The 24,757-nt window shown below is 58.1% G+C and carries 29 protein-coding genes and 2 tRNA genes; 19 read left to right on the top strand and 12 right to left on the bottom strand.

All coding sequences use genetic code 11. The features are described 5' to 3' along the window. Positions 1 to 216: 216 nt before the first annotated feature. The 6 genes from CRO59_RS08805 (at position 217) to CRO59_RS08780 (ending at position 4,951) form a co-directional block, all read left to right on the top strand. On the top strand, positions 217 to 621 hold the full coding sequence (locus CRO59_RS08805) for an acetyl-CoA sensor PanZ family protein (RefSeq protein ID WP_097086952.1): 405 nt from the start codon (positions 217 to 219) through the stop codon (positions 619 to 621). Positions 622 to 699: 78 nt separating this feature from the next. Next, positions 700 to 2,922, top strand: coding sequence for an AsmA family protein (locus CRO59_RS08800; RefSeq protein ID WP_097086951.1), 2,223 nt, complete (start codon positions 700 to 702; stop codon positions 2,920 to 2,922). Then, positions 2,919 to 3,986, top strand: a complete 1,068-nt coding sequence (mutY, locus tag CRO59_RS08795) for an A/G-specific adenine glycosylase (RefSeq protein ID WP_027611250.1) — start codon at positions 2,919 to 2,921, stop codon at positions 3,984 to 3,986. The genes CRO59_RS08800 and mutY overlap by 4 nt, the downstream gene beginning before the upstream one ends. Then, positions 3,983 to 4,255: an oxidative damage protection protein gene (locus CRO59_RS08790; RefSeq protein ID WP_008024947.1), complete on the top strand. Its 273-nt coding sequence runs from the start codon at positions 3,983 to 3,985 to the stop codon at positions 4,253 to 4,255. Before mutY ends, CRO59_RS08790 begins: the two co-directional genes overlap by 4 nt. Before the next feature lie 103 nt (positions 4,256 to 4,358). Next, positions 4,359 to 4,434 (top strand) — tRNA-Phe (locus tag CRO59_RS08785). 166 nt (positions 4,435 to 4,600) lie between these two features. Next, complete coding sequence (locus CRO59_RS08780; protein WP_097086949.1) at positions 4,601 to 4,951, top strand: hypothetical protein; 351 nt, start codon at positions 4,601 to 4,603, stop codon at positions 4,949 to 4,951. 47 nt (positions 4,952 to 4,998) lie between these two features. Here the strand turns inward: CRO59_RS08780 and CRO59_RS08775 are convergent, their stop codons facing one another. Further along, positions 4,999 to 5,448, bottom strand: a complete 450-nt coding sequence (locus tag CRO59_RS08775) for a hypothetical protein (protein ID WP_027611248.1) — start codon at positions 5,446 to 5,448, stop codon at positions 4,999 to 5,001. 258 nt (positions 5,449 to 5,706) lie between these two features. Between CRO59_RS08775 and CRO59_RS08770 the strand changes: the two genes are divergently transcribed. From CRO59_RS08770 to CRO59_RS08755, 4 genes are all read left to right on the top strand, one after another. After that, positions 5,707 to 6,765 carry a YhcG family protein gene (locus tag CRO59_RS08770; RefSeq protein WP_097086947.1) on the top strand — a complete coding sequence of 353 codons (1,059 nt, stop codon included), beginning with the start codon at positions 5,707 to 5,709 and terminating at the stop codon, positions 6,763 to 6,765. Between the two features lie 67 nt (positions 6,766 to 6,832). After that, complete coding sequence (locus tag CRO59_RS08765) at positions 6,833 to 7,807, top strand: alpha/beta fold hydrolase (RefSeq protein ID WP_097086945.1); 975 nt, start codon at positions 6,833 to 6,835, stop codon at positions 7,805 to 7,807. Between the two features lie 28 nt (positions 7,808 to 7,835). Beyond that, complete coding sequence (locus CRO59_RS08760; RefSeq protein ID WP_097086943.1) at positions 7,836 to 8,249, top strand: hypothetical protein; 414 nt, start codon at positions 7,836 to 7,838, stop codon at positions 8,247 to 8,249. 6 nt (positions 8,250 to 8,255) lie between these two features. Further along, positions 8,256 to 8,708 (top strand): hypothetical protein, encoded by a 453-nt coding sequence (locus tag CRO59_RS08755; protein ID WP_097086941.1) that lies wholly within the window; start codon positions 8,256 to 8,258, stop codon positions 8,706 to 8,708. Positions 8,709 to 8,778: 70 nt separating this feature from the next. On the opposite strand, the gene gabP is transcribed toward CRO59_RS08755, so the two are convergent. Next, entirely contained in the window at positions 8,779 to 10,170 is a 1,392-nt protein-coding gene (gene gabP / locus CRO59_RS08750; protein WP_027611243.1) for a GABA permease, read from the bottom strand. 552 nt (positions 10,171 to 10,722) lie between these two features. Here gabP and CRO59_RS08745 point away from each other — a divergent pair. From CRO59_RS08745 to CRO59_RS08715, 7 genes are all read left to right on the top strand, one after another. Further along, complete coding sequence (locus tag CRO59_RS08745) at positions 10,723 to 11,496, top strand: ABC transporter ATP-binding protein (protein ID WP_041071351.1); 774 nt, start codon at positions 10,723 to 10,725, stop codon at positions 11,494 to 11,496. Positions 11,497 to 11,509: 13 nt separating this feature from the next. After that, complete coding sequence (locus tag CRO59_RS08740; RefSeq protein WP_095137950.1) at positions 11,510 to 12,259, top strand: ABC transporter substrate-binding protein; 750 nt, start codon at positions 11,510 to 11,512, stop codon at positions 12,257 to 12,259. Positions 12,260 to 12,336: 77 nt separating this feature from the next. Further along, complete coding sequence (locus CRO59_RS08735) at positions 12,337 to 13,032, top strand: ABC transporter permease (protein WP_007961693.1); 696 nt, start codon at positions 12,337 to 12,339, stop codon at positions 13,030 to 13,032. Next, positions 13,029 to 13,718: an ABC transporter permease gene (locus tag CRO59_RS08730; RefSeq protein WP_007961692.1), complete on the top strand. Its 690-nt coding sequence runs from the start codon at positions 13,029 to 13,031 to the stop codon at positions 13,716 to 13,718. Before CRO59_RS08735 ends, CRO59_RS08730 begins: the two co-directional genes overlap by 4 nt. After that, a complete protein-coding gene (locus tag CRO59_RS08725) occupies positions 13,699 to 14,934 on the top strand; it encodes a methyltransferase (RefSeq protein WP_097086938.1) in 1,236 nt (411 codons plus the stop codon). Before CRO59_RS08730 ends, CRO59_RS08725 begins: the two co-directional genes overlap by 20 nt. 420 nt (positions 14,935 to 15,354) lie before the next feature. Then, a tRNA-Thr gene (locus tag CRO59_RS08720) sits at positions 15,355 to 15,430 on the top strand. A 383-nt stretch (positions 15,431 to 15,813) separates the two neighbouring features. Continuing rightward, positions 15,814 to 16,053, top strand: coding sequence for a hypothetical protein (locus CRO59_RS08715; protein ID WP_027611240.1), 240 nt, complete (start codon positions 15,814 to 15,816; stop codon positions 16,051 to 16,053). A gap of 284 nt (positions 16,054 to 16,337) precedes the next feature. On the opposite strand, the gene CRO59_RS08705 is transcribed toward CRO59_RS08715, so the two are convergent. Together CRO59_RS08705 and CRO59_RS08700 are read right to left on the bottom strand one after the other, a co-directional pair. Continuing rightward, complete coding sequence (locus CRO59_RS08705; RefSeq protein ID WP_096796733.1) at positions 16,338 to 16,763, bottom strand: type II toxin-antitoxin system HicB family antitoxin; 426 nt, start codon at positions 16,761 to 16,763, stop codon at positions 16,338 to 16,340. Between the two features lie 31 nt (positions 16,764 to 16,794). Then, a complete protein-coding gene (locus CRO59_RS08700; protein ID WP_041071532.1) occupies positions 16,795 to 16,977 on the bottom strand; it encodes a type II toxin-antitoxin system HicA family toxin in 183 nt (60 codons plus the stop codon). 470 nt (positions 16,978 to 17,447) lie between these two features. Between CRO59_RS08700 and CRO59_RS08695 the strand changes: the two genes are divergently transcribed. Continuing rightward, entirely contained in the window at positions 17,448 to 17,723 is a 276-nt protein-coding gene (locus CRO59_RS08695) for a DUF3077 domain-containing protein (protein ID WP_096796706.1), read from the top strand. A gap of 51 nt (positions 17,724 to 17,774) precedes the next feature. Here the strand turns inward: CRO59_RS08695 and CRO59_RS08690 are convergent, their stop codons facing one another. From CRO59_RS08690 to CRO59_RS28655, 3 genes are all read right to left on the bottom strand, one after another. Beyond that, positions 17,775 to 18,455 carry an RES family NAD+ phosphorylase gene (locus tag CRO59_RS08690; RefSeq protein ID WP_097086934.1) on the bottom strand — a complete coding sequence of 227 codons (681 nt, stop codon included), beginning with the start codon at positions 18,453 to 18,455 and terminating at the stop codon, positions 17,775 to 17,777. After that, on the bottom strand, positions 18,452 to 18,862 hold the full coding sequence (locus tag CRO59_RS08685; RefSeq protein ID WP_097086932.1) for an MbcA/ParS/Xre antitoxin family protein: 411 nt from the start codon (positions 18,860 to 18,862) through the stop codon (positions 18,452 to 18,454). Before CRO59_RS08685 ends, CRO59_RS08690 begins: the two co-directional genes overlap by 4 nt. Before the next feature lie 308 nt (positions 18,863 to 19,170). Next, positions 19,171 to 19,680: a PBECR2 nuclease fold domain-containing protein gene (locus tag CRO59_RS28655; RefSeq protein WP_159988108.1), complete on the bottom strand. Its 510-nt coding sequence runs from the start codon at positions 19,678 to 19,680 to the stop codon at positions 19,171 to 19,173. 442 nt (positions 19,681 to 20,122) lie between these two features. Here CRO59_RS28655 and CRO59_RS08675 point away from each other — a divergent pair, with 442 nt between their 5' ends. After that, positions 20,123 to 21,049, top strand: coding sequence for a LysR family transcriptional regulator (locus tag CRO59_RS08675; protein WP_007961685.1), 927 nt, complete (start codon positions 20,123 to 20,125; stop codon positions 21,047 to 21,049). Here CRO59_RS08675 and CRO59_RS08670 read toward each other — a convergent pair. The 5 genes from CRO59_RS08670 to CRO59_RS08650 all read right to left on the bottom strand — a co-directional run bounded on the left by CRO59_RS08670 (position 20,966) and on the right by CRO59_RS08650 (position 24,696). Next, positions 20,966 to 21,283, bottom strand: a complete 318-nt coding sequence (locus CRO59_RS08670; protein ID WP_007952614.1) for an AzlD domain-containing protein — start codon at positions 21,281 to 21,283, stop codon at positions 20,966 to 20,968. The genes CRO59_RS08675 and CRO59_RS08670 overlap by 84 nt on opposite strands. Next, complete coding sequence (locus tag CRO59_RS08665) at positions 21,262 to 21,978, bottom strand: AzlC family ABC transporter permease (protein WP_027611235.1); 717 nt, start codon at positions 21,976 to 21,978, stop codon at positions 21,262 to 21,264. The genes CRO59_RS08670 and CRO59_RS08665 overlap by 22 nt, the downstream gene beginning before the upstream one ends. Next, the gene (locus tag CRO59_RS08660) at positions 21,975 to 22,352 is read right to left on the bottom strand and encodes a GNAT family N-acetyltransferase (RefSeq protein ID WP_003220700.1); all 378 of its coding nucleotides are present in this window, start codon (positions 22,350 to 22,352) and stop codon (positions 21,975 to 21,977) included. The genes CRO59_RS08665 and CRO59_RS08660 overlap by 4 nt, the downstream gene beginning before the upstream one ends. Positions 22,353 to 22,431: 79 nt before the next feature. Next, a complete protein-coding gene (locus CRO59_RS08655) occupies positions 22,432 to 23,178 on the bottom strand; it encodes a 2OG-Fe dioxygenase family protein (protein ID WP_003220699.1) in 747 nt (248 codons plus the stop codon). Between the two features lie 231 nt (positions 23,179 to 23,409). Continuing rightward, entirely contained in the window at positions 23,410 to 24,696 is a 1,287-nt protein-coding gene (locus CRO59_RS08650; protein WP_027611233.1) for an OprD family porin, read from the bottom strand. Positions 24,697 to 24,757 lie beyond the last annotated feature (61 nt).

Below are 24,757 nucleotides of genomic sequence, written 5' to 3'. Positions count from 1 at the left end.
CCCCCAATTATTAGTATGGTTCGCCAGCCACTGCTCACCCTCGGCCTTTATGCACGCAGGCATGACCGTTTTTTCGGGTGAAGCTCCTTGAAGGCGCGACGTTAAGTCGCAGAAGGACGGACGAACCGGCGAAGGTTACCATTTGCACGTGACAGAAAAACCAAACTGATATCACCTTTTTCATGTCATCTGATCTCGTCCCCACAGGAAAAAGCCATGCCGATCGCTGTCCAAGCGCTGAACGATGCCAGTTACCAGGATCAACAGGACCTGCAAAAAATCTATCGTGACGCTCCGCAATGGCTGTTCGCACCGTATTCCGGGGACGCTCAACTGATCGAAAACAGCCTGGCTGACGGCTCTTTGATTGCAGGACGTTTCAACGATCGCCTGCTCGGTGCAGCACGCCTGACAAGGCACGACAGGATTTGGTACTTGTCACATTTGTGTATACGAAAAGTCACCCGGCGCCGTGGGGTAGCCGAGAGACTGGTGAACCAAGCACAGAAAATGGCATCGCAAGCGGGTGCCCAACTGCGCCTGCTGGCACCGGCCGGACACCTTGAAATCCAGGCGCTGGCCGCCAAATTGCAATTGCCGCTGGACGTCATCGCGACATGACAGCGCCCCGAACCGGGCGGATGCAGCGCTATACTCCCCGGCTAAATTACGAATTCGACTAACTACAAGGACTCGCCCATGAAAGCGTTCGGCAAAATCCTGGGTCTGGTACTTCTCGGGCTGTTGCTGATCATTGTGGCGGCGGGCTTCGCCCTGACCCACCTGTTTGATCCCAACGACTACAAAGACGAGATTCGCCAGATAGCCCGCGACAAGGCCCACATCGAGCTGACGCTCAATGGCGATATCGGCTGGAGCCTGTTCCCGTGGCTCGGCCTGGAACTGCATGAGGCCAGCATCGCCACCCTGATCAACCCGACCGAACCGTATGCCGACCTGCAGATGCTCGGCCTGTCCGTGCGCGTGCTGCCGCTGTTGCGCCGCGAAGTGCAGATGAGCGATGTGCGCGTCGAAGGCCTGAACCTGCGCCTCAAACGCGACAAGAACGGCCACGGCAACTGGGAAGACATCGGCAAGCTGCCACCTCCCGCCACGCCTGCCGGCAGCCCGACGCCTGCCAGCCCGCCTGTTGCAGAGGCCGCCCAGCCGGAAAAACCACCGCAGCCGATCCGCCTCGACATCGACAGCCTGACCGTCAACAACGCCCGTGTTGAATACACCGACGAGCAAACCGGCAAGCAGTACAGTGCCGAAAGCATCCAGCTGAGCACCGGTGCGGTACACGATTCGACCAACATTCCGCTGAAAGCCACGGCGTTCCTCAGCACCAATCAGCCTGTGCTGCGGGTGCGCACCGAGCTCAACGGCGAGCTGCGCATCGAACGCGCCCTGCAACGTTACAAGTTCGAAGACATGAAACTGTCCGGCGAACTGACCGGCGACCCACTACAGGGCAAGGCCATGACCTTCTCCGCCCAAGGGCAGATTTCCCTGGACAAGGCGGCGAACGTCGCCGAATGGACCGGGATCAAGATCTCCGCCAACCAGTTGCGTGCCCTCGGTGAGCTGAAAGCCAACGACCTCGACAAGACCCCGCAGATCACTGGCGGAATCTCGATCGCCCAGTTCGATCTGGCGAAATTTGTCGAGAGCATCGGCCAGACGTTGCCCGCCATGGCGCCCGGCAGCTTGAGCAAGGTCGAACTGGTCAGCCGCGTGGCCGCCACGCCAACCAGCGTCGCCTTCGACAACATCAACCTGAAACTCGACGACAGCAGCTTCAGCGGGCGCATTGCCGTGGAAGATTTCGCCAAGCAGTCGCTGCGGGCGATCCTCAAGGCTGACACGTTCGACGTCGACCGCTACCTGCCGCCGAAATCGGAAAAAGCCAAAAACGCCACGCAAGTGCGTCAGGCCGAAGTCGCCAGCACCGAAGCTGATGCCATGGCCGGCGCCGGCAGCACACCGTTGCCGGACAAACCAAGCAAAAGCGCCTGGAGCACCGAGCGTCTGCTGCCGGTCGAGCGTCTGGCCAAACTCGACGTCGATGCCGACCTGACCTTCGGCCAGCTGACCCTCGACAAACTGCCGATTCAGAACGCCGCGCTCAAAGCCACCGGCCAGGGCGGCCTGCTGACGTTGGAGAATCTGCGTGGCGGCCTTTACAACGGCGACTTCGAAGCCAAGGGCACCCTCGACGTACGCCCAAGTGCGCCGGTGCTGAACCTGCAGACCAGAATCAACCGCGTGCCGGCCGAGAAAATCCTCGAAAGCCAGGGCAAGAATCCGCCGGTCAAAGGCCTGGTCACACTGACCAGCAGCCTCACCGGCAGCGGCAACAGCCAGCAGGCGCTGATCGAAACCCTCAACGGCAACGCCAGTTTCGTGATCAACAACGGCGTGCTGCTCAACGCCAACCTTGAACAGCAACTGTGCAAAGGCATCGCCACCCTCAACCGCAAAACCCTCAGCGGCGAGCCACGGGGCAAGGACACGCCGTTCCAGGAACTCAAGGGCAACCTGACCTTCCGCAACGGTATCGCCAGCAACCCGGACCTGAAAGTGCGCATCCCCGGCATGACCGTCAACGGCGATGGCGACATCGACCTGCGGGTGCTGGGCATGGATTACCGCGTCGGCATCATCGTCGAAGGCGACACTAGCGCAATGCCGGATCCGGCTTGCCAGGTCGGCGAGAAATTCGTCGGCATCGAGTGGCCGCTGCGTTGCCGTGGCCCTCTGGAGCTGGGCGCCAAGGCCTGCCGTGTGGACAACGAACGTCTCGGCCAGGTCGCGACCAAAATGGCCGGTGACAAACTCAGCGAGAAGATCGATGAAAAACTTGGCGACAAGGTCAGCCCGGAATTGAAAAACGCATTGAAGGGGCTGTTCAAGCGATGACAGCGGAGCAGTTTTCCACGGCGGTGCTGGAATGGTTCGACCGCCACGGCCGCCACGATTTGCCTTGGCAGCAAGACATCAATCCGTATCGGGTGTGGGTGTCGGAGATCATGTTGCAGCAGACCCAGGTCAGCACCGTGCTCAATTACTTCGACCGCTTCATGGCCGCGCTGCCAACGGTGCAAGCGCTGGCCGAAGCGCCGGAGGACGAAGTGCTGCACCTGTGGACCGGGCTCGGTTACTACACCCGCGCACGCAACCTGCAGAAGACCGCAAAGATCGTCGTCAGCCAGTACGGCGGCGAATTTCCGCGAGACGTCGAAAAGCTGACGGATTTGCCGGGGATCGGCCTGTCCACCGCCGGCGCCATCGCCAGCATCAGCATGGGCCTGCGCGCGCCGATCCTCGACGGCAACGTCAAACGCGTTCTGGCGCGTTTTACCGCGCAGGAGGGTTACCCGGGTGAACCGAAGGTCGCCAAACAGCTGTGGGCCAACGCAGAGCGTTTCACGCCGCACGATCGGGTCAACGCCTACACCCAGGCGATGATGGATCTCGGTGCCACGCTGTGTACGCGCAGCAAACCGAGCTGCCTTCTGTGCCCGCTGGAAAAGGGCTGCGAGGCGCACATGCTCGGCCTGGAGACGCGCTACCCGATCCCCAAGCCGCGCAAGGCCATCCCGCAAAAACGCACGCTGATGCCGCTGCTGGCCAACGGCGAAGGCGCGATTCTGCTTTATCGCCGCCCGTCCACGGGGCTTTGGGGCGGTTTATGGAGCCTGCCGGAACTCGACGATCTCGACGACCTGCAACATCTGGCCGACCAGCACTCGCTGACCATGGGCGAGCAGCAGGCGCTGCCAAGCCTCATCCACACCTTCAGCCATTTCCAGCTGTCCATCGAACCCTGGCTGGTTCAGGTGCAGGAGGCCGGTCAGCACGTGGCCGAGGCCGACTGGCTCTGGTATAACCTCGCCACCCCGCCGCGCCTGGGCCTTGCCGCCCCGGTCAAAACCTTGCTCGAACGCGCGGCCGCCGTATTGAACGCAGGAGAGTCGTCATGACCCGCACCATCATGTGCCGCAAGTACAAAGAAGAACTGCCCGCGCTGGAACGCGCTCCTTTCCCGGGCGCCAAAGGTCAGGATATTTTTGACCACGTCTCGGCCAAAGCCTGGGCTGACTGGCAGAAACACCAGACCCTGCTGATCAACGAAAAGCGTCTGAACATGATGAACGCCGAAGACCGCAAATATCTGCAGGGCGAAATGGACAAGTACTTCTCCGGCGAGGAATACGCCAAGGCCGAAGGCTACGTTCCGCCTGCAGAGTAAACATGCAAAATCGGGGGGCGGATCGTAAGCGACGGAATTAATTTAAGAAATTTTAAAAAAGTCGTTGACGTAAATCCGAAAAACCCTTTTAATGCGCCCCGTTGCCCAGATAGCTCAGTCGGTAGAGCAGGGGATTGAAAATCCCCGTGTCGGCGGTTCGATTCCGTCTCTGGGCACCAAATACCGAAAACCCTGAATCGCAAGATTCAGGGTTTTTTTATGCCTGCGATTTGATGGCGGCTCAATCCAGTCTTTTTTCTGGGCTGCGCAAATGCGCGACGGGTTTCGAACAAAGGCGATCCGCGCTACTTTGGCCGCACCTTAAGGAAGAGGGTCATCCGCTCGATGAACCAGAAAAGAACCCGCGTGCCCCTGCCCCATCCGCCACCCTATCGCCAGAGCCGGGTGGCATTCTGGCTGACGGTGCTGGTCGGCGTACTGATCGCCTTCCTCATCGCCGCGTCGACTTATCTGATCATCCACAGCTTGATCAGCGGCTCCATCACCACCTGGAACCGATCGGGCCCACGCCATACCTACACCCTCGCGCTGCAACCCCGAATGTTCTGGTTCGAGATCGTGTCGCAGTGCGTTGGCACCCTGTTTCTCATAGCCGTGGGCTGGATCGGATTGTGGATTCACCGAATGGCGCAAGAGCCCAGTGACAAGCAGCAGGCCAAGCGTACGCGGGGATAAAGGAAGGCGCGGGATACCCGCGCCTCGATTCCTCAATGCACCCGAGGTTATCCAGCGTCATTCCAGTGGAACACCAGATTGCGTGCAGTGCCGCTGCCAACGTCTGTCACGTCACGCCGTGTTTCGCCATTGCGCGTGGCGACCACGGTGTACTTACCGGGTGGCAGTTGCACGTACACCAGCGGCCCCGTTTGGGTGAGAGTCAGCACGGTTTGCCCCGGCGACTTTTGAATCACCACATCGACATCAGCGGTGTACTGGTCTTGCGCGCCCACCGCGAACGTCATGTGCAGGTTGTAGCCGGGGGTTTGCTGAATGGCTTTTGACTCGTCCAGGCCAATCCCGCCGGACAGGTAGTTGATGCCGTTTTGCTGTTGTTGCTGGACTTGCACGCCGGCACTGTCGACCGGTTCCAGGTTGGCGGCCTGGGACATGCCAGGCAACAGCAGCCAACCGACAGCAGCGAGCGGCAGCATGAATGAACGAATGTTTTTCATGATGGCGACTCCCGGGTTCTGAAGAACCCAATCGTTACCCTTTTTTAGATTTGGCACCGCAAGGCTTGTTTTAGATTGATTGGTACTTGGCGCATGTACGAAATGGACTACAGACCATTGCTATCAATACGCCTTTTGCCGGCAACGTCCTGCACTACCCATCCCGCCTTCCTGCTGACTTCACAGGCTCGCCCGACATCGCCGAGCGGTGAATCCCGGCATGCTTTTGCGTCTGTTTCCAATGATGCGGAAGACTCGATGAACCCGTTAAAACCTGATGATGCGCAAGACCCGAAAATCGATTCATTGCTGGGAGAGTTGGGCGAACTGATCCGCCAGGCGCGGCAAAAAGTGCTGCGTGCGGTTGATACGATTCAAGTCCAGACCTGTTGGCAGATCGGCCGGCATATTGTCGAGTTTGAACAGCAAGGGGCGCAGCGGGCGGGGTATGGCAAGCGGTTGCTGGCCTTGTTGGCAAAGGATCTGACGGCGCAGTTCGGGAGGGGGTTTGATGATCGAAATCTGCGCTATATGCGGAGTTTTTATCAGTTGTTTCCCATTTGGAACGCAGTGCGTTCCGAATTGAGTTGGACACACTATCGGCGGCTTTTGGGCGTCACCAGTGACAAGGCTCGTCATTGGTACATGGAAGAATCTGCCAACCTGAACTGGTCCAGCCGCGCCCTTGATCGCCAGATCAATACGCTCTACTACGAGCGACTGTTGATGAGTCGGGACAAGGCCGATGTGATCGAAGAAGCCACCACCAACATTGCAGCCATGAAACCCCATCCGCGCGAGTTCATACGTGATCCCGTCATGCTTGAATTCCTTGGGCTACCGTCGGCTGGCAAAGTCAGGGAGAGTCGTCTCGAACAGGCTCTCATCGACCACCTGCAGGGCTTTCTCCTGGAACTTGGCAAAGGCTTTTCCTTTGTCGCTCGACAACAACGCATCAGCACCGATGGTGACGATCTGTACATCGACCTGGTGTTCTACAACTACGTACTCAAATGCTTCGTGATCATTGACCTCAAGCGCGGCAAGCTCAGCGCTCGCGACGTCGGACAAATGGACATGTACGTGCGCATGTACGACGAACTCAAGCGCAGCGAAGGCGACAAGCCGACAGTCGGGATCATTCTGTGTGCAGAGAGCAATGACTCGGTCGCGCGTTACTCAATGCTCAAGGGCAATGAGCAACTGTTCGCCAGCAGTTACAAAACCATACTGCCGAGTGAGGAAGAGCTGCGCGCCGAACTCAATCGGGAACAGGCTCTGATCGAAGACCGCCTGCTCCTGCAATCCGCTGAATAGAAACGGCGGATTGTTCCCGTGTGGCGCGAAGGCTATTGTTGACAGCTCCGCGAAAGGGTCGAAAGCGATGAGCTGTCAGGATGCGCCAGCAACGCAAGACAAACAGTCAACGTCATCGGTTTTGACTGGCGAACAAGGTGAGGCCTTCAAGGACGTTGCCGCCGATGGCTTTGTGCTCGGCGGTTTCACCTGGCGTCACGCCCTGCCCGATGCGCAACGCCCGGTAGTCATCATCAACGCTGCCACCTCGGTACGCTGCCGACACTACACGCGCTTCGCCGATTACCTGTTCGCCAACGGCTTCGACGTGATCACCTACGACTACCGCGGCATCGGCGAATCGCGTCCGGCAACCCTGAAAGACCTTGAGGCTACATGGACCGATTGGGGCGCGCTGGATTTCGAAGCGATGCTCAAGCGCGCTCAACGGGAATTCCCCGGCCAGCCCATCGATGTGGTCGGCCACAGTTTCGGCGGTTGCGCGGCGGGACTTGGCAAGTCCGGGCAGGTCATTCGTCGACTGGTGACAGTCGGCGCGCAGTTCGCTTACTGGCGCGACTATGCGCCGGCACAGCGCTGGCGCATGTTTGGTAAATGGCATTTGCTGATGCCGCTGCTGACGCGGCTCTGTGGCTATTTCCCGGGCAAACGCCTCGGCTGGCTGGAGGACACGCCAGCGGGCGTCGTACGCGACTGGAGCACGCCCGCATCGCGTTATGAACAACGCCCGAGCTGCCGCAGGCTACTGCAGCAAAGCGGTCGCCTGCCCTTCGCCAATGTCCGCGCAAAGACCTTGGCGATCAGCATCAGCGACGACCCTTACGGCACGATCCCGGCCATCGAACGCCTGCTCGGCTACTTCAGTCATGCGCACAAAACCCACTTGCGCATCGCGCCGCAGGACATCGGCGAACAACAAGTCGGACATTTCGCCTTTTTTCGCAGCGCATACCAAGCCACACTATGGCCCATTGCTCTGACCTGGCTGCAAACCGGCGAGTTGGCCCCCGACACACCCGGGCGGCCAGTGCCACGCAGCTGAGCCCTTTCAACGCACGACGGAACACACCATGGCCTCCGCCAACAAGCAGCAAAAACGCGCCGCCCGGGCCAAGACCAAGGCCAAGCAAAACCGCAGCAAACGCGCCGAGGCGCTGGTCGAACTCGACCCGAACGATGACCGTATCGACTTCGAGTCGGTGGACCTGACCGAGCTGTTCAAGAAAATGATCGACGCCGAGAAGATCAGCCAGCAAGCCATGTGCACCGCGTTCCTCGAAGACCCTTTGCTGGGGCTGGTTTACGAGCAGGAAGGCGAAGAAGGCGCGATGGATTTCATCCTCGCCGCGCTGATCGAGTATCGCCAGTGGTCAAAAGAAACTGACGAAGCCGGCGCCCTGGCGTGGATCGAATCCCCGCCCTTCCAGGCCGACTATGTGGCGGCGTCCGACGCGATCGCCGCACAAACCCAACAGAAGAACTGAGTTCCCATGGCATCTCTGAACAAGCAACAGAAACGCGCCAAACGCGCCAAGGCCAAAGCCAAACACATCCGCATGGTCGGCCGTAAGCCGCTGGACCAGGACGACAGCCTCGGGCATCTGGACGAGCCGATCCCGGAATACACCCTGGCGATGTTCAGCAAAATGCGCGAAGCCGAAGCCGTCAGCCGCAACGAAATGCTGCTGACCCTGCTGCGCGAACTGGCGTTCATCATCGTTGACCATCCAGAGCTGCTGGATATGGAAAATGCCGAGAACGAAGGCATGGCCGCCACTCACCTGGCCGCCGACATGCTGATCGACTACCGCATGTGGGCCGACGGCATGGACATCGAAACCGCCCAGGCCTGGCTGACCGAGCCACAGTTCATCACCGATTTCGGGGTTGCGCTGGATACTTACGGCAAGTCGCTGGACACCCAGGAAGACAAGGGCGAATAAACCCCGCGCACAAACAAAAACGGCCGCTCGTCATCACTGACAGCGGCCGTTTTGCATTACGCGTTGCGGATCAGTTCAACACCACCGCACCACGGTTTTCCAGCTTGCGACGGCGTGCCACCAGCAGGCCGGCGGCAACGACCATGAGGCTCAGCAGGCCGGTTGCGAGGATTTCCACGCGATGGGCTTCCTGGAACAGCATGATGGTCAGGGCGGCGACGATGAAGATGATCACCGCGTAGGTCAGGCCCGGGAACAGCCACATGCTGAAGACGATTTTCTCGCCGCGGGCCATGCGTTGTTTACGCATGCGCAGTTGCGAGAACGCGATTACCAGGTACACCAGCAGCGCGATGGCGCCGGAGCTGGCCAGCAGGAATTCGAACACGGCAGCCGGGGCCACATAGTTGGCGAAGGTGCAGAGGAACGCCGCGCCGGTCGACAGCATGACGGCCCAGTAAGGCGTACCGCTTTTGTTGACCCGAGTCGACATCGCCGGTGCATCACCGCGCTTGCCGAGGGAGAACAGCATGCGCGACGAGGTGTACAGCGCCGAGTTCAGGCAACTGGTGACCGCGACCAGCACTACGATGTCGACGATCATTTTCGCGTTCGGAATGCCCATGCGCTCAAGCACGGTCTGGTAGGAACCGAGGTTGGCCAGCGTAGGATCGTTCCACGGTACCAGGGCCACAACGATGAAGATCGATACGAGGTAGAACAGGCCGATCCGCCAGATCACCGAGTTGGTGGCCTTGGAAATCTGCTTGCCCGGGTTCTTCGATTCCGCAGCCGCGATGGTCACGATTTCGGTACCCATGAACGAGAACATGGTGGTCAGGATTGCACCCAGCACCGCGCCCATGCCGTTTGGCAGGAAGCCGCCGGAATCAAACAGGTGCGAAACACCGCTGACCTGGCTGTTCGGCAGGAAGCCGAAAACGGCCGCAAGACCCAGCGCGATGAAGCCGATGATCGCCAGGACTTTGATCAAGGCAAACCAGAATTCGAATTCACCGTAGTTTTTCACGCTGAACAGATTGGTGACCGTCAGCAGCATGGTGATGATCAGTGCAAACGCCCAGATCTCGATCCCCGGGAACCAGGCATGGAGGATGGTCGCGGCGGCGTTGGCTTCCAACGGAATCACCAATACCCAGAACCACCAGTACAACCAGCCGATGGTGAAACCGGCCCAGTGCCCGATGGCGCGGTCGGCGTATGTCGAGAACGAGCCGGTGTCGGGCGAGGCGACAGCCATCTCACCGAGCATGCGCATCACCAGCACCACCAGGGTACCGGCGGCGGCGTAGGCCAGCAGCACGGCAGGGCCGGCGGCAGCGATCGCGTGGCCGGAGCCAACGAACAGACCTGCGCCGATAACACCGGCGATCGACAACATGGTCACATGACGCGGTTTGAGCCCCTGTTCGAGGCCATTGGAGCTTGGGGTACTGCTCATCGGAACTACCTTTGCGAGGAAAGCGATTGCGTCCGTCCTGTCTGGTTTTCCTTCTCGTAAAAAGAAACCAACAGGGCGTTCCAGATTCTGCACGCAATAAATGCGCCAAAATGTTTCAAACTCTTCTGGGCCGCGGTTTTCAGCGAGACCGGACAGTCATCGCAAGTCATTGGAATGAATGGCAATTCGCCAGAGCGTTACCCTGCGACTCACTTTTCAGACGATTCAGCGCACCAGAAACACACTGAAAAAGTGTGGGATGCACAATAAAAGGGCGATTCAGGAACGTTCGGCCGGATAGCGCTTCCAACACCCCGCCAAAGCTGGCACCATCGCGCCTTTTTTTACGCAACACCCACGGGTTTGCACGTTCAAACACCCGTTCGGTTGTTGATGTGGCGACAGTCTGCTGTGCCGATGCGACAACCTGCCACACGCCATCCGCTTACCGCTCGTAGCGCTGTTGGCTGCCATTGAAACGCTATGCTAGCTTGGCCGCCTCGCCAGGAAGGCCCGCCAACAGCAGGAGCGCAACATATATGAGGAACGCACATGGCTGAGGCCACGCCCGCGCTTGAAATCCGCAACTTGCACAAACGCTACGGACAGCTTGAGGTGCTCAAAGGTATCTCGCTGACCGCCCGCGACGGCGATGTGATCTCGATCCTCGGTTCCTCCGGTTCCGGCAAGTCCACGTTCCTGCGTTGCATCAACCTGTTGGAAAACCCGCACCAGGGCCAGATTCTGGTGGCCGGTGAGGAACTCAAGCTCAAGCCCGCCAAGAATGGCGAACTGGTTGCCGCTGATGGCAAACAGATCAACCGTCTGCGTTCCGAGATTGGTTTTGTATTTCAAAACTTTAATCTGTGGCCGCACATGAGCGTGCTCGACAACATCATCGAAGCCCCGCGCCGCGTGCTCGGCCAGAGCAAGGCCGAGGCAATCGAAGTCGCCGAAGCGCTGCTGGCCAAGGTCGGCATCGCCGACAAGCGCCACGCCTATCCGTCGCAACTGTCCGGCGGTCAGCAACAACGCGCGGCGATCGCCCGCACGCTGGCGATGCAGCCGAAGGTGATTCTGTTCGACGAGCCCACCTCCGCCCTTGACCCGGAAATGGTTCAGGAAGTACTTAGTGTCATCCGCGCACTGGCCGAAGAAGGCCGCACCATGTTGTTGGTGACCCACGAAATGGGCTTTGCCCGTCAGGTCTCCAGCGAAGTGGTGTTCCTCCACCAGGGGCTGGTGGAAGAGCAAGGATCGCCTCAGCAGGTGTTCGAAAACCCGCTTTCGGCGCGCTGCAAACAATTCATGTCCAGCAACCGCTAACGGAGCAACATGCATGCAGAATTTTAAAAAGGTCTTCCTGGCCGCTGCCGTCACCCTCGCGTTCAGCGCCGGAGCCATGGCCGAGACCCTGAAGATGGGCATCGAAGCGGCGTACCCGCCGTTCAACAACAAAGACGCCAGCGGCAACGTGGTCGGCTTCGACAAAGACATCGGCGACGCCCTGTGCGCCAAGATGAAAGTCGAGTGCAGCGTGGTTACCTCCGACTGGGACGGCATCATTCCTGCGCTGAACGCCAAGAAGTTCGACTTCCTGGTCTCCTCGCTGTCGATCACCGAAGAGCGCAAGGGCGCGGTGGATTTCACTGACCCGTACTACTCGAACAAGCTGCAGTTCATCGCACCAAAAGATAAAGAGTTCAAAACTGACAAGGATTCGCTCAAAGGCAAGATCATTGGCACCCAGCGCGCAACGCTCGCCGGTACCTGGCTGGAGGACACCTACGGTAGCGATATCGAAGTCAAACTCTACGACACCCAGGAAAACGCCTACCTGGACCTGACCTCCGGTCGTGTCGACGCCATCCTGGCCGACAAGTACGCCAACTACGACTGGCTGAAAAGCGACGCCGGCAAGAACTATGAGTTCAAGGGCGACGCGGTCGTGGAAAGCGACAAGATCGGCATCGCGGTGCGTAAAGGTGATCCGCTGCGTGAGAAGCTGAACGCCGCGCTGAAGGAAATCGTCGCTGACGGTACCTACAAGAAGATCAACGACAAGTACTTCCCGTTCAGCATCTATTGATCTGACCTGCGGGACCGGCACCGTGATCCGACGGCGCCGGCTCCCGGCCTTGCCTGCCGCGATTTGAAAAGAAATCCATGATTATCGACCTCTACGGATTCGGCCCGGCCCTCGCCGCCGGTGCGCTGATGACCGTCAAACTGGCGCTGACGGCCCTGTGCCTGGGACTGGTGCTCGGTCTGCTCGGCGCCTTGGCCAAGACTTCCCCGTACAAGCCGCTGCAATGGCTTGGCGGCACTTATTCGACGCTGGTGCGTGGCGTCCCGGAATTACTCTGGGTGCTGTTGATCTACTTCGGTACGGTCAACCTGATGCGCAGCCTCGGTGAGTTTTTCGGCAACCCCGACCTGCAACTCAGCGCCTTCGCCGCTGGCGTAATTGCGCTGGGCCTGTGCTTCGGCGCCTACGCCACGGAAGTGTTCCGCGGCGCAATCCTTGCCATTCCCAAGGGCCATCGTGAAGCGGGTGTGGCGCTGGGCCTGTCGAAATGGCGGATCTTCACCAAGTTGATCATGCCGCAGATGTGGCGCATCGCCCTGCCAGGCCTGGGCAATCTGTTCATGATCCTGATGAAAGACACCGCGCTGGTCTCGGTGATCGGCCTGGAAGAAATCATGCGCCACGCGCAGATCGGCGTGACCGTGTCGAAACAACCGTTCACCTTCTATCTGGTGGCGGCGGTCATGTACCTGGGCCTCACCGTGCTGGCGATGACCGGCATGCACTTCCTGGAAAAACGCGCCGCTCGCGGCTTTGCGAGGAGCGCTTCATGAACTGGGAAGTGATCATCAAATGGCTGCCAAAACTGGCGCAGGGCGCGACCCTGACCTTGGAGCTGGTGGCGATTGCCGTGATTGCCGGCCTGTTGCTGGCCATTCCGCTGGGCATCGCCCGCTCCTCAAAGCTGTGGTATGTGCGCGCCTTGCCCTATGCCTACATCTTCTTTTTCCGTGGCACGCCGTTGCTGGTGCAACTGTTCCTCGTCTATTACGGCCTGGCGCAGTTCGATGCAGTGCGTAACAGCGCGCTGTGGCCTTACCTGCGCGATCCGTTCTGGTGTACTACCGCGACCATGACCCTGCACACGGCGGCGTACATCGCCGAAATTCTGCGCGGCGCGATTCAGGCGATTCCACCCGGCGAGATCGAAGCGGCGCGAGCGCTGGGCATGTCCAAACCCAAGGCGATGTTCTACATCATGCTGCCGCGAGCGGCGCGCATCGGCCTGCCGGCCTACAGCAATGAAGTGATCCTGATGCTCAAGGCCAGCGCGCTGGCGAGCACCGTGACCCTGCTGGAACTGACCGGCATGGCCCGCACGATCATTGCTCGCACCTACCTGCCGGTGGAAATCTTCTTCGCCGCCGGCGTGTTCTATCTGCTGATGTCCTACGTGCTGGTGCGCGGCTTCAAGCTGCTGGAGCGCTGGCTGCGCGTCGATGCCTGCCAAGGGCGTTGAAACTTCACACGTGCTGACGGGCGAGGCCCTACTCGCCCGCTTCACCGCGCTGGATGCTTTTCTGATTGAGCATCAGGCGCTGTGGAAACCTCGTCCGTTCACCCATCTTTCGCTTCCATGGGAAACCGACTACCCCGAATTGTCCAAGTGGCTACGCGGACGATCGCTGGAAGATGCAGAGCGGGCGCATAACCATCCTGCCGATCTCGTCGATGCCCCGGAGCCGTTCGCTTCATTGGCGGCATTGTCGATTGAGCTGAGCGCGGTTGGTGAGCTACCGGAGCATGCGCTGGAAACCCCAGGCCATCGATTGAATGTCGATGTGCCGGGGCGCAAGTGGCAGCAGATCGAGGCGTTCGCCAGTCGCTTGTCTTTTGCCTCGCAGCCGACGCACTGGCTGGACTGGTGTTCCGGCAAGGGACATCTGGGCCGACGCCTGTTGGGTACGGGGCAACAACTGACTTGTATCGAATACGATCCGGCGTTGGTCGCCAGTGGTCAGGCATTAAGTCAGCGCCGTCATTTGCACGCCCTGCATGTCGAGCAGGATGTACTGGCGGCAGACGCAGCGAGCGTTATAAATGCTCAGCACACCCCGGTCGCCCTGCACGCCTGCGGCGATCTGCATGTGCGCTTGATGCAACTGGCGAGCGCGGCCGGATGTCAGCAGATGGCCATTGCCCCGTGCTGTTACAACCGGATCGATCGCAGCGAGTATCAGGCATTGTCCTCAGCGGGCTTGCGATCCGCCCTACAGCTCTCGCTCGAAGATCTGGCACTGCCAATGAGCGAAACCGTCACCGCCGGTGCAAGAGTCCGACGTCAGCGCGACACCTCCATGGCCCGACGCCTGGCTTTCGATTTGCTGCAACGGCAAGTGCGCTGCGTCGATAAATACCTGCCCACCCCGTCCCTGCCCAGCGCCTGGCTGGACAAATCCTTCGCCGATTACTGCCGCGACCTGGCAGCGTTGAAAGAGTTATCCACAATCGGCGCGCCAGATTGGCAGGCACTGGAAGCCGCCGGTTGGCAGCGGTTGGCCGAAGTTCGCAACCTGGAATTACTGCGCGGACTGTTCCGACGACCGCTGGAGCTTTGGCTGAATCTTGATCGAGCCATTTTCCTCGCCGAACAGGGATACGTCGTACGCCTCGGCACCTTCTGCGACGCACCGCTGACTCCGCGTAATTTCCTACTGTTGGCCGAGCGCGCTTGAAATCTTTACAGCCTGTGGATAACTCTGTTGATGGTTTTCCCGTGGATCCAATATTCACGGCTGTTAGACCGCTTAAACAGCATTGGTCATTTTTTGTTCATATTGATAAAAAACCCGTAAAACAGGGATTTGCGCACAAAATGAGAACGTGTCCACAAAATCCCCTGCAATGCAGCCGTAGCGCCCATCCGTTGTGCATAAGCTTCCAATCAAAACGACATAAACGGGTGAAATGGGTGCTTGAACGGTGAAGAAATCCTGCCCTCACGCTCATTCTGGTTTGATCGCGTAGCACCTCGGTTTTGCGGCTAAAAACTCGGCGACACCGCTCACGCCAAGCCTGATCCAGCGCCTGCGTAAAAATAGTCTGAATTCAGGGGTTTACAGAACCAACCCAATCGCTATAATCGTCGCCCACACGCCGGTATAGCTCAGTTGGTAGAGCAACTGACTTGTAATCAGTAGGTCCCGGGTTCGACTCCTGGTGCCGGCACCATACAAAACGAAGCCCCTGCAGAAATGCAGGGGCTTTGTTGTTTCTGGCGTTTGAATATAAAAAGCGCTACGGCTGAGTGATCATGACTTTGACCCTTAGGTTATGAGCGCTCACCCTATCTAAAAGATCTTTGCTATGGATCGGCAACACACAAGACCGCCTGACTTCATCAGCGCAAAAGGCCTCCCCATAGAGCAAAGCCAACAATCTGCAGACATGCCATTCAGCACCTTGTCAGCAATTGAGATATCGAACTCCCCCACCGACAAAATTCAAATAAGCGAGCGCTGAAGGTCCGTCACAAGTTGATACGCGAAGTTGATTTTGACGCAGAGTTTTGCGCATAAACTCGCCCCTGACAACATGGAACAGGGAGTCAACTGATGTCCACATGCAAAAAAGCCTTGGAAATCCGCGAAGCATTTGAGGAGGCCGGAAACGCGCTCTCGTTATTCATCGATCTGTGCACATCTGACATTCAACTCACCCAACGCAGCATACTGGCCTTGTCGGCTTATGGCAGAACCTGCATGAACACCTTTGAGGACGCCGAACGCTGGTTGCGCAGTCAAGACAAGGCACGAGCCAACGTCCTCCCTGAACAGACCCAAGCAGGGAAATAAGGGACAGACCACGTTTTGAGCTGAGACTGTGGTCTGACTCTATTTTTCCCCACCTATTTTGATCGTGTCACCACGGTGCTTAGGTCGGCGAAAACGCTTTGAGAAACCCCGGCCTTCCTTTGCTCTTCAGTGGCCGCCGAGAGCGGCTGCAGCGTTACGCGCGGGGTCTTTCCAGCCTTCATCTGACGTACAGATTCCATCACGTCCGTCTGAAATCGCTCTAGCTCATTTGCCATGCCTGTTCTTCGCCTTCAGCTATTTTCTCCAACGCTCGCTTGCTGAACTTATGCAGCTTGAACCGAAAGCGAAATCCGCCTTCCAAGTTGCTGCAACGCACGCTCAACATTCTCGATTTTGGAGTGATGCAGAAAATCTACCAAGCGATCGACCTGGGGCCGTTGTACGCCGAGACGACGTGCCAACTCGGCCTTGCTTAAACCTGACTCCAAAAGCGTATTCCACAGAGCAACCTTTGCTGCAGTCAGCGCAGGCAGACGCAATACGACGCCACTTGCCTGTTCTCCTGCCTGCCCGGTCGGAATCAACCGGCGATCATCAACGTATATCGAGAGCGCCGTCTCGATTGCATCAATGGCGGTGTCCAACGCTTGCTCGAGGGTGTCGCCAACGGCGTGCATCTCAGGAATTTCTGCGCAGGACAACCAGACACTGTCCGGCTCTTCGTGAACTTCCAACGCATATTCGAACATCACGATTCCTCTCATGGGGTACAGCTGAGCCTCAATCCTTGAGGCCCAGCTGTTTGATTATCGATTTTCTCAACCCTTCGCCCATTTCCTTGGCTCCATGGTCGGGAAACACAGTTGATTTGCCATTCAAGGAAACCTTGAAGTGACTGCCCTTGCCGGTTTGAAACTCAACGCCTTGGGCTTTCAACCATCGCCGAAACTCGCTGTACTTCATGTGCATCACTCGCCGTTTCGGTAAAGCGAATGTGCAACATATTTGCTGCATTCGCAACATAAGTGTTGCACCACACAGAGATGGCAACGGCCACCACCTGGCCACGATTGCGCATCCGTCATCCGCAAGCTACCGTCAAACCCGTCGCTGCCAATTCAGCGATCGGGCCTGAGAACCCGCGTAAGATACAGGCGCACCAGCGCCCAAAATCACGATTGCCGGCGCTTTTTTGTGTCTGCACTCACGTGTAATGGCGGCTGTGCGTGGGAGACTTTCGGGTCTGCCGGGTTCCTGTATCTCCGGTTTCTCAGCCTGCGCATAGCTGCCACCCTTTCGCCTGAGAACGAAAAATGGCGGCTCTCATTTGATACAGGGAGTTCACAAATGAATGCCATCGATCCATCCGTAATCCGCCGCGCTGCCACACCGGTTACCTCACTCCACGCCTTACGTACGGCAGGTGAAGCGATATGACCGACTACCTCGATTTGAAAACCCCAGGCCTTACGCACTTTTCCTTCCAGGCCAATCAAGCGCTGTTCCGCACCAATCGTGGTGTTCCAGTGATGGCCGCCCTCTCGCACGCCTCACACTTGCTTCACATCTCCAAGCTACTGACCACCGACTCCACAGTTTCTCGCGATCCTGACCTTCACTCTTATGCCTCTCAGTATCTGCAGGAGTTGAGCAAGGCGCTGATCGACGATGTGGTGAAAGTGCTGGATGCGCCAACAGCAAGCCATTGACGTTAACTACCAATAAGAGGCCCTCGCCATACAGCGAGGGCTTCTTGCGATTCACACCTGACTGATCTCAAACACAAATGAAATCCTTCTCTGACTCGCACTCCACACATAACGCAAATGCTTACCCTGCTTCGGAACCGACACCGCTGGCGGGCGGAACGCAGCAACACATTCGTGACCCGGCAGGCGAACACTGTTGTAGAGCAGTCCCCAGGATGCAGACTCACGCAGTTGTCGAGCAAACGCCTGGGATGGGCCATAGGCGTCTGGATCGGGTTGATGCAAATCGGGAAAGTCATCACGAACATCATGCAGCGGCTTAACCACACGATTGACGTAAGTACGCATGGTCAACTCAAGATCCGCCTCGTTGGTGGCCGCGAGGAAACGTTCCTGGTGATAGCAGGTTTCGGCGATGGCCGCGGCCTGGCTGCTGGCGGCGTAGTAGACGCCGAAGGTGCCATCGGTGAAGCGGCTGCTTTTGCCGATGTGGGTAAACGCCGCCATCACCGGGGTTGAACCGGGGCCGGAGAGCCGGTCTTCGGGACGCACGCGGGCGAGAACGCCGGCCTGTTCGATCAGGCGATCGTTGGTCAGCGCTTCCAGCGCGTAGGCGATTTCCAGGTCTTCGGGGTCGAGCACGTCTTCAAATAGTGCAATCGGCGGGAAGCTGCTGTTGACGATCCGGTAGGCCTTGGGCCATTGCGGATCGGCCAGTGGCGGGGCCTTCAACCGCGCACCCCGTCGAGGTAGCGGCGCACGTCGGCGATATCGACCACCCTCCCCGCCAGCATGTAATCCAGCGCGGTCCGGCCATTGAATGGCGCCGCCGTGTTCGGGCTGCTGACCCATGTGTAGGCGCGCTCGCGGCTGTTGCTGAAGATGATGCTCAATGCCTTGTGAATGCCCATCAGGTACGAGATACGCTCCAGCGTGTCGTGTGGCAGGCGAATGTTCCGCGGCAGGTGTTTGTACTTGTAGAACGTGGTGTTGCCGACGCCGCCCAGCAGCGTGCGCTGCTGCTCGGCATTGCAGCCCCAGCGTTCCATGAGGTTGAAGAAGAACTTCAGCGCGACGCGCCCGGCTTCGGGGACGTCGAGTTGTTCACGCGGGGGGAGGGCTGGGGATGAGGTAGGCATGATTGTCCTTCTTCGCAGGTCCGCAAGCTGAGCGTAGTACAGATATGAATATTTTCAATAGAGTTATTCGTATACGAATGAAAATCCTCAAAACCCAGGTTGACATCTCAATGCTCGGTGGCAGAGAATCCGGCTCAAGAGCGCGAAACCGACTGCCTTCAGGTGGCAATAGTCGGCGTTAGGAACCCCGTTGATGACCTGAAAATCAGCGCTCGGGTGAGACCTCTTCTCCCCTGCTTGAGGGAGCACAATATCAAGCAACATTCATGTGAAGGGCAGCCTGAGAAGGCTGCCCTTTTTCGTTTGAGCTACCGGTAACGTCGATACAACAGCTCACCATGCCGATGCTTGTTCAAGCCTTTCTTGTCACAATTCATGAAATTCCAGAGTACGTTGCCGCGCTCAACATGAACCACCACCAGCATTTGGTATCTCGCGTTGTAAGCACCGATGAAAGAGAGTCGAAACGAGGCGTCATCGTAGGAAACCCGCCATATCTCTAACGGCCTCGTCAGGGTATCTCGCGCAAATTCGGTGAACCGCTCACGGGCATTCGGGCGCTTTTCCACCGTATGAAGCAAATGCTCGCGCTTCACCAAAATCGGCACATATGGCGTTTCGATCAGAACAGCATCAAGACCATGATCAAGTCCGAAGACTCTGGCAACCTGCTCCCACGCTGCATTAAGACTCAGTTCACCTGGCAGCTCTCTAACCGCAGAAATCAGAAGGCCGGGGTCAATATCGCGAATATCCGGCAGGCCCAGATCTTTCCAGTTTTTTTGATCGGGTAACGCCCTGCTCCCCTGCAAACTCATGGCATCGACTCGCTAGCTTCGCGGATGCCGGCATTGCCTGGAAATCCATGGCCTCGGACTAGAAGTCCCGAAAATAACTACCTGATATTTCAGCCACTTGTGCTTCGGCGGTAAATAAGCCCGTTCGCTCTTTTCTATAGGAGGCTTCCGACAACGGTGCAAAACAGTGGCGTTTCGGTGTGGGAAACATTCAAAAAAGCTGTAGTCCGAGGCGTAAAAAAAGTGCCCGACTCGTCCGAATCGGGCACTTTTCTTGACCCCAATCACCCCCACGTCATCAAAAATCCCGATCCTGTGTCAGCTTCCAGCCATCGGCGGGGACATCAATTCGCTACTAAACCCGCGACAACTATGCTCAGGTGCTGGAATATAGCCGGCATATGACGCCGGATCGGCCGTCTCGTAAACAACAATACCCAGCCCACTTCAGAGGGCATTACCCATGGATAGCAGAACCTTACGCAACCTCATGCGCATCGTGCAGACCGGCTCGTTGTCGGCCGCAGCCGAGCATTCGTGCCTGACTGTGCAGGCCCTGGCCGCGCAGTTGAACAAGGTCGAAGAGCAGTTCGGTTTCCGCTTGTTTCGACGTTCCAACAAAGGGCTGACGCTGACGCCGCAAGGCACGGAGCTGACGCCCTACATGGACAAAGTGCTGATTGCCACGCGACAGATGGAAGAAAAGGTCGAGGCGCTCAAGGTGCCGGGCCAGCGCACATTGAAGGTTGCGTTGAACAACACGTTGTCGTCTGACTTCAACCGGCGAATGATCGGACGCCTGATCGAGGTGTTTCCCGATTACCAGATGGAATTCAGCTACGCCGAGTCGATGGAGAACCTCAGCAAGCTGAAGAATGAAGACTTTGATCTTGCGGTGTTGATCGGCCCGCAGCGGCCGGGTCTGCCGAGCATTGTTTTGCCGGATGTGCAGGTGCAGGTGGTCGGTGCGCATTGCGGGCAGGAAAACGATCCACTGACGTTGCTAGGCAACAAGTTTCAGGTGCGTCCTGCGGAAGATTGTCCGTATTCCCACAGCTTCCTGCGTTTTCTCGACGCCGGACTGGGCAATCACGAGAACGGTCAGCGCATGGTCTATTCCTGCAGTGAAACTCTGACGCTGTCGTTGATCACGCAGATGGACGCAGTGGGCATGGTGTCTCGTGAGGCCGCGCAAAAGAACGGCCTGACGATTTTCCCCGGATTCGAGGATTTCCTCGAAGTGCGTCTGGCGGTGAACAACCCGAACCTGTCGGGGCAGGCCCTGAATGACGTGGTCGATCTGCCGCTACATGAACGAGCCGAGCGCAATGTACGCAGCCGTCCCAACCGCCACACTGAGAAAGAGGTTTTTGCTGAAATACGCACATAACAACGTCGGAATGGCTGCATAAAATTCCGGGCGATCGAGCTGTATGTGCTGATCCTTGATCAACAAGGGTGTCAGGCTGATCGCAGCGACGATCGCCACCGGCAGGTATTCCAGCGCCCGCGCAACGAACGGCGGCCAGTGCTCGGTGTTGACTTGCAGCGGCAGCGCGCGTGGCAGGAAGGTCACGGCCATCATCAGCGCGACCACCAGAATCAGGAACGTTTGGTCAGGCATACACCCACTCCGCAGCCCACGAACGTGGCGATGAAAACGTTGAACGGCGAAGTACCGACCAGGCTCAGCGCGCCCATGCAGACGACGGCAGCCGCGGCGGCGATGAGTTTGTTGCGGGTGTTGCACAGCGACACCAGCACGTAGAGCATCATCGCGGTCAGTGCGTAGTCGAGCTGATATTTGATCAGGTGCGATGCATATTGCGCGCAGACAGCGCCCAACAATCCGCCCAGCACCCAAGAGGTGTGGCAGAACAGGTTGAAGCCGATCAGGTAACGAATGTTGACCGGCGCGCCGGTGCCCAGCTTGACGCTATGGAACGCAAAGGACTCGTCGGTCAGACCACCGGCGTAAGCCCAGCGCTCCATGCGGCTGAGCCCCAATGCGCGCAAGGCCTTGGCCATGTACACCGACATCAGCATGTGCCGCGCATTGATCAGGAAGGTGGTCAGCACGATGGTGGTCAGCGAAGCGCCGCTGGAGATCAGCGCCAGTGCGGCGAATTGCGAAGCGCCGGCGTAGACGAACAAGCACATCGCCACCGGCAGCCACATCGGCAGCCCGGCGTTGACCGCCATCAGCCCGAACACGAACGACACCGTGAAGTAACCGGCCACCACCGGGCTGGCTTCGGCAAACGTGCGCGATGGCTGATGAGCAGCCATCAGCGGCGCACTGCCGGACGTTTCATTCATAGATCCCTCTCAAATGTCCGCTCGCCGTGGGGTTCGCAAAAACCCTGGGCAGTCCAGAATCGCTTGCCCGCGAGGTTAGCATCGTCGACGAACAGAAACATCCGTAATACACCGACCCGTTTCATGTCGGATGACGCCGCTTCCACCAACCGCTGGCCGACGCCCTGACTGCGATAGCGTGGGCTGACCGCCAAGTGGTTGATGGTGCCGCGACTACCGAGCATGCCGCCGAGCACCGCACCGACGATTTCGCCTTCAACGTCGAAGGCCAGATAGGCCGTGGTGGTCTTCTGGATCAATACACCGCGCAGGCATTTGGCGTCCTGCCATTCGCAGAACGACACTTCGTCGAACTGCCGGAAGAAGCGCTCCATGCGCTGCGCGTCCTTGGCGGTGGCGCGTCGCAGCACCACCGGCGTCGAGCACTCGACGCCATCGATTGGGGTGATCTGATTAGCGAACAATGTCGAAAGCGGTCCCGGGCCGCGAGAAGGAAATCGCCAGAATCTGCCGGTACGCCATGGCATGCGTGTGGGTGTTGCGCGCCGGAGTCACGTAATGGCGCATGTCGCGATCAAGGAAGTACGTGGTGTCGAGGATTTCCTTGTAGGTGGTCGACGCCAGTTGATGCTCGTGAACATCGTACAAACGGCTTTCCGCGCCCTCGACATTGTTGCGCCCCCAGAAGTGCACACCGCTGAACGGATAGCCGTCGCAGTGAATCCCTTCCGGGGTGATTTCCAGTTGCTTGCCGGGTTTGATCTCGATGCGGATCTGATGAATCTGGCACTGCCAAATCTCATCGTGCAATTCTTCCGGCAACACGCTTTTGTACACTTCAAAATCGGTGTCGATCAGGCTGCGCATTACCGGCGAAGTGATCACTTCATCAGAGAAGTCCTGAAAGTGCCGCACAACACCGCCCACGTAGGCGTTGTTCTCTTTCGACTGCACGTAGGCGCGATGCTCGAGTTGCTTCAATTCACGTGTTTTCGGGTTGTACTCAAAGTCGCTGTAACGACGGTAACGCATGCCGGCTTCGGCCTGACCGTAGTAACTGTCTGGCTCCATGTTTTCCCAACTTTTGGTCAGTCTGACGAAGTCGGCAAAATGACCGTAGAGATTGAAGTCACCACCCTGGACGTTGACATATTTGTCGCGCCGTAGCGATTCGCCCACTTCTCTGTTCAAAACGATCATTACCAAATTCTCCGCTGCGTTGAGCGGCCTAATCTATTAGGTGGAGAATTTGCGTCCATGAGAAAGAATTTCAGGCATTTAAAGCCCTGCTTGAAACGGTACTTGAAGACGCTTCAAAACAACTTTTACGTGACAAAAACACGGGTTTTTTACGGTTTTTGCGAAAAAGACGTCGAAAAAAAACCCCGAGCCAGTCGGGGTTTTCTCATGTTTCTTACACCGGATCGTTCATCAGAAGATGTTGATCGGGTAGTCCACGAACACACGCACTTCGTTGCCGCTGCTGTTGTAGTCGGCGGATTTCTGCGACACGCGCAGAATCGAGCTGCGCAGTTTCACGCTAAGGTCTTTCGCCGGACCGCTTTGCACGACGTATTTGACCTGGTTGAAGATCTCACGCTCGGTGCCACCACTGCTGGTGTCGGTGGTGATGTTGTCGCCACGCACGTAAGCAAAGTTGTAGCTCAGGCCAGGTACGCCAAAGGCACCGAAGTCCAGGCCGTAGCCCAGTTGCCAGCTGCGCTCGTCTTCAGCGTTGAAGTCCGACCAGTACGAGTTGGCCAGGTAAATGGTGTTGCCACCGTCGCCCTGACGACGACCATCGTTCTGATAACCGCCGTACGGATAACCCAGGTTGCTGTCACCGGTACTGCGCTGGTGCGCCACGGTGAACGAGTGCGGGCCGGTGGCGAATGTGGCCGCCAGGCTCCAGATCTTGTTGTCCTGGCCGCCGGTGTTCTTGATGTCGGCATAAGACTTGTCGAGCTTGGTGCGATAGCCGTTGAAGTCCAGGGTCAGGGACTGATCCTTGTCGATCGGGAACACGTAGTTGGCGTTCACGTACTGCTTCTTCATGACGTCTTCAACGTCGGAAGCGTACAACGCCGCCTTGAACTGTTCGGTGAACTGGTAGCTACCGCCCAACACGTTGATCGACTTCAGACCACCGCTGTCACGGCCTTCAGCGCTTTTACGCGATTCGGCAGTGAAACGACCGGCGTCCAGTTGCAGGCCTTTGATCTCTTTGGAGGTGATCAAGGTACCGGTGTAGCTTTCCGGCAGCAGACGCGAGTTGTCGTAGTTCAGCACCGGCAGGGCCGGCATCTGGTCGCCGTACGTCAGCACGGTGTTGGACACGCGGAATTTGACCGCAGCGCCACCCTTGGACAGGTCGTCAGCCGCATTGCCGCTGTCACCCTGTTTGAAGAAGTCGATACCACCGGCGCCGCTGCGGCCCTTGCCGCCATCCAGACGCAGTGCGTAAAGACCGAAAGCATCGACACCCACACCAACGGTGCCTTGGGTGAAGCCGGAAGAGAACGTACCGATGGCCGCCTGGCCCCACTCGGCTTTGTCCGGGTTGCCGTCTTTGTAATCACGATTGATGTAGGCATTGCGCAGCAGCACTTTCAGGCTGCTGTCTTCAACAAAACCCTTGGATTCGGCCTGGCCGTCAGCCATTGCCGAAGTGGCACTCAACATCCCCAGTGCGATCAGACTGATTCGCTTGTTCAACATTTTGTTTTCCTTATTACGGGTTGAAACGCGCTGTGTCGAACGGCTGAAACGGCGCTATTGC

The organism is Pseudomonas sp. LAMO17WK12:I5 (genome assembly GCF_900215165.1).
In the GTDB taxonomy this organism is placed as follows: Bacteria; Pseudomonadota; Gammaproteobacteria; order Pseudomonadales; family Pseudomonadaceae; genus Aquipseudomonas; species Aquipseudomonas putida_A.
Note: the sequence above shows the minus strand (reverse complement) of the source record. Positions and strands in the feature narration are given on the sequence as shown.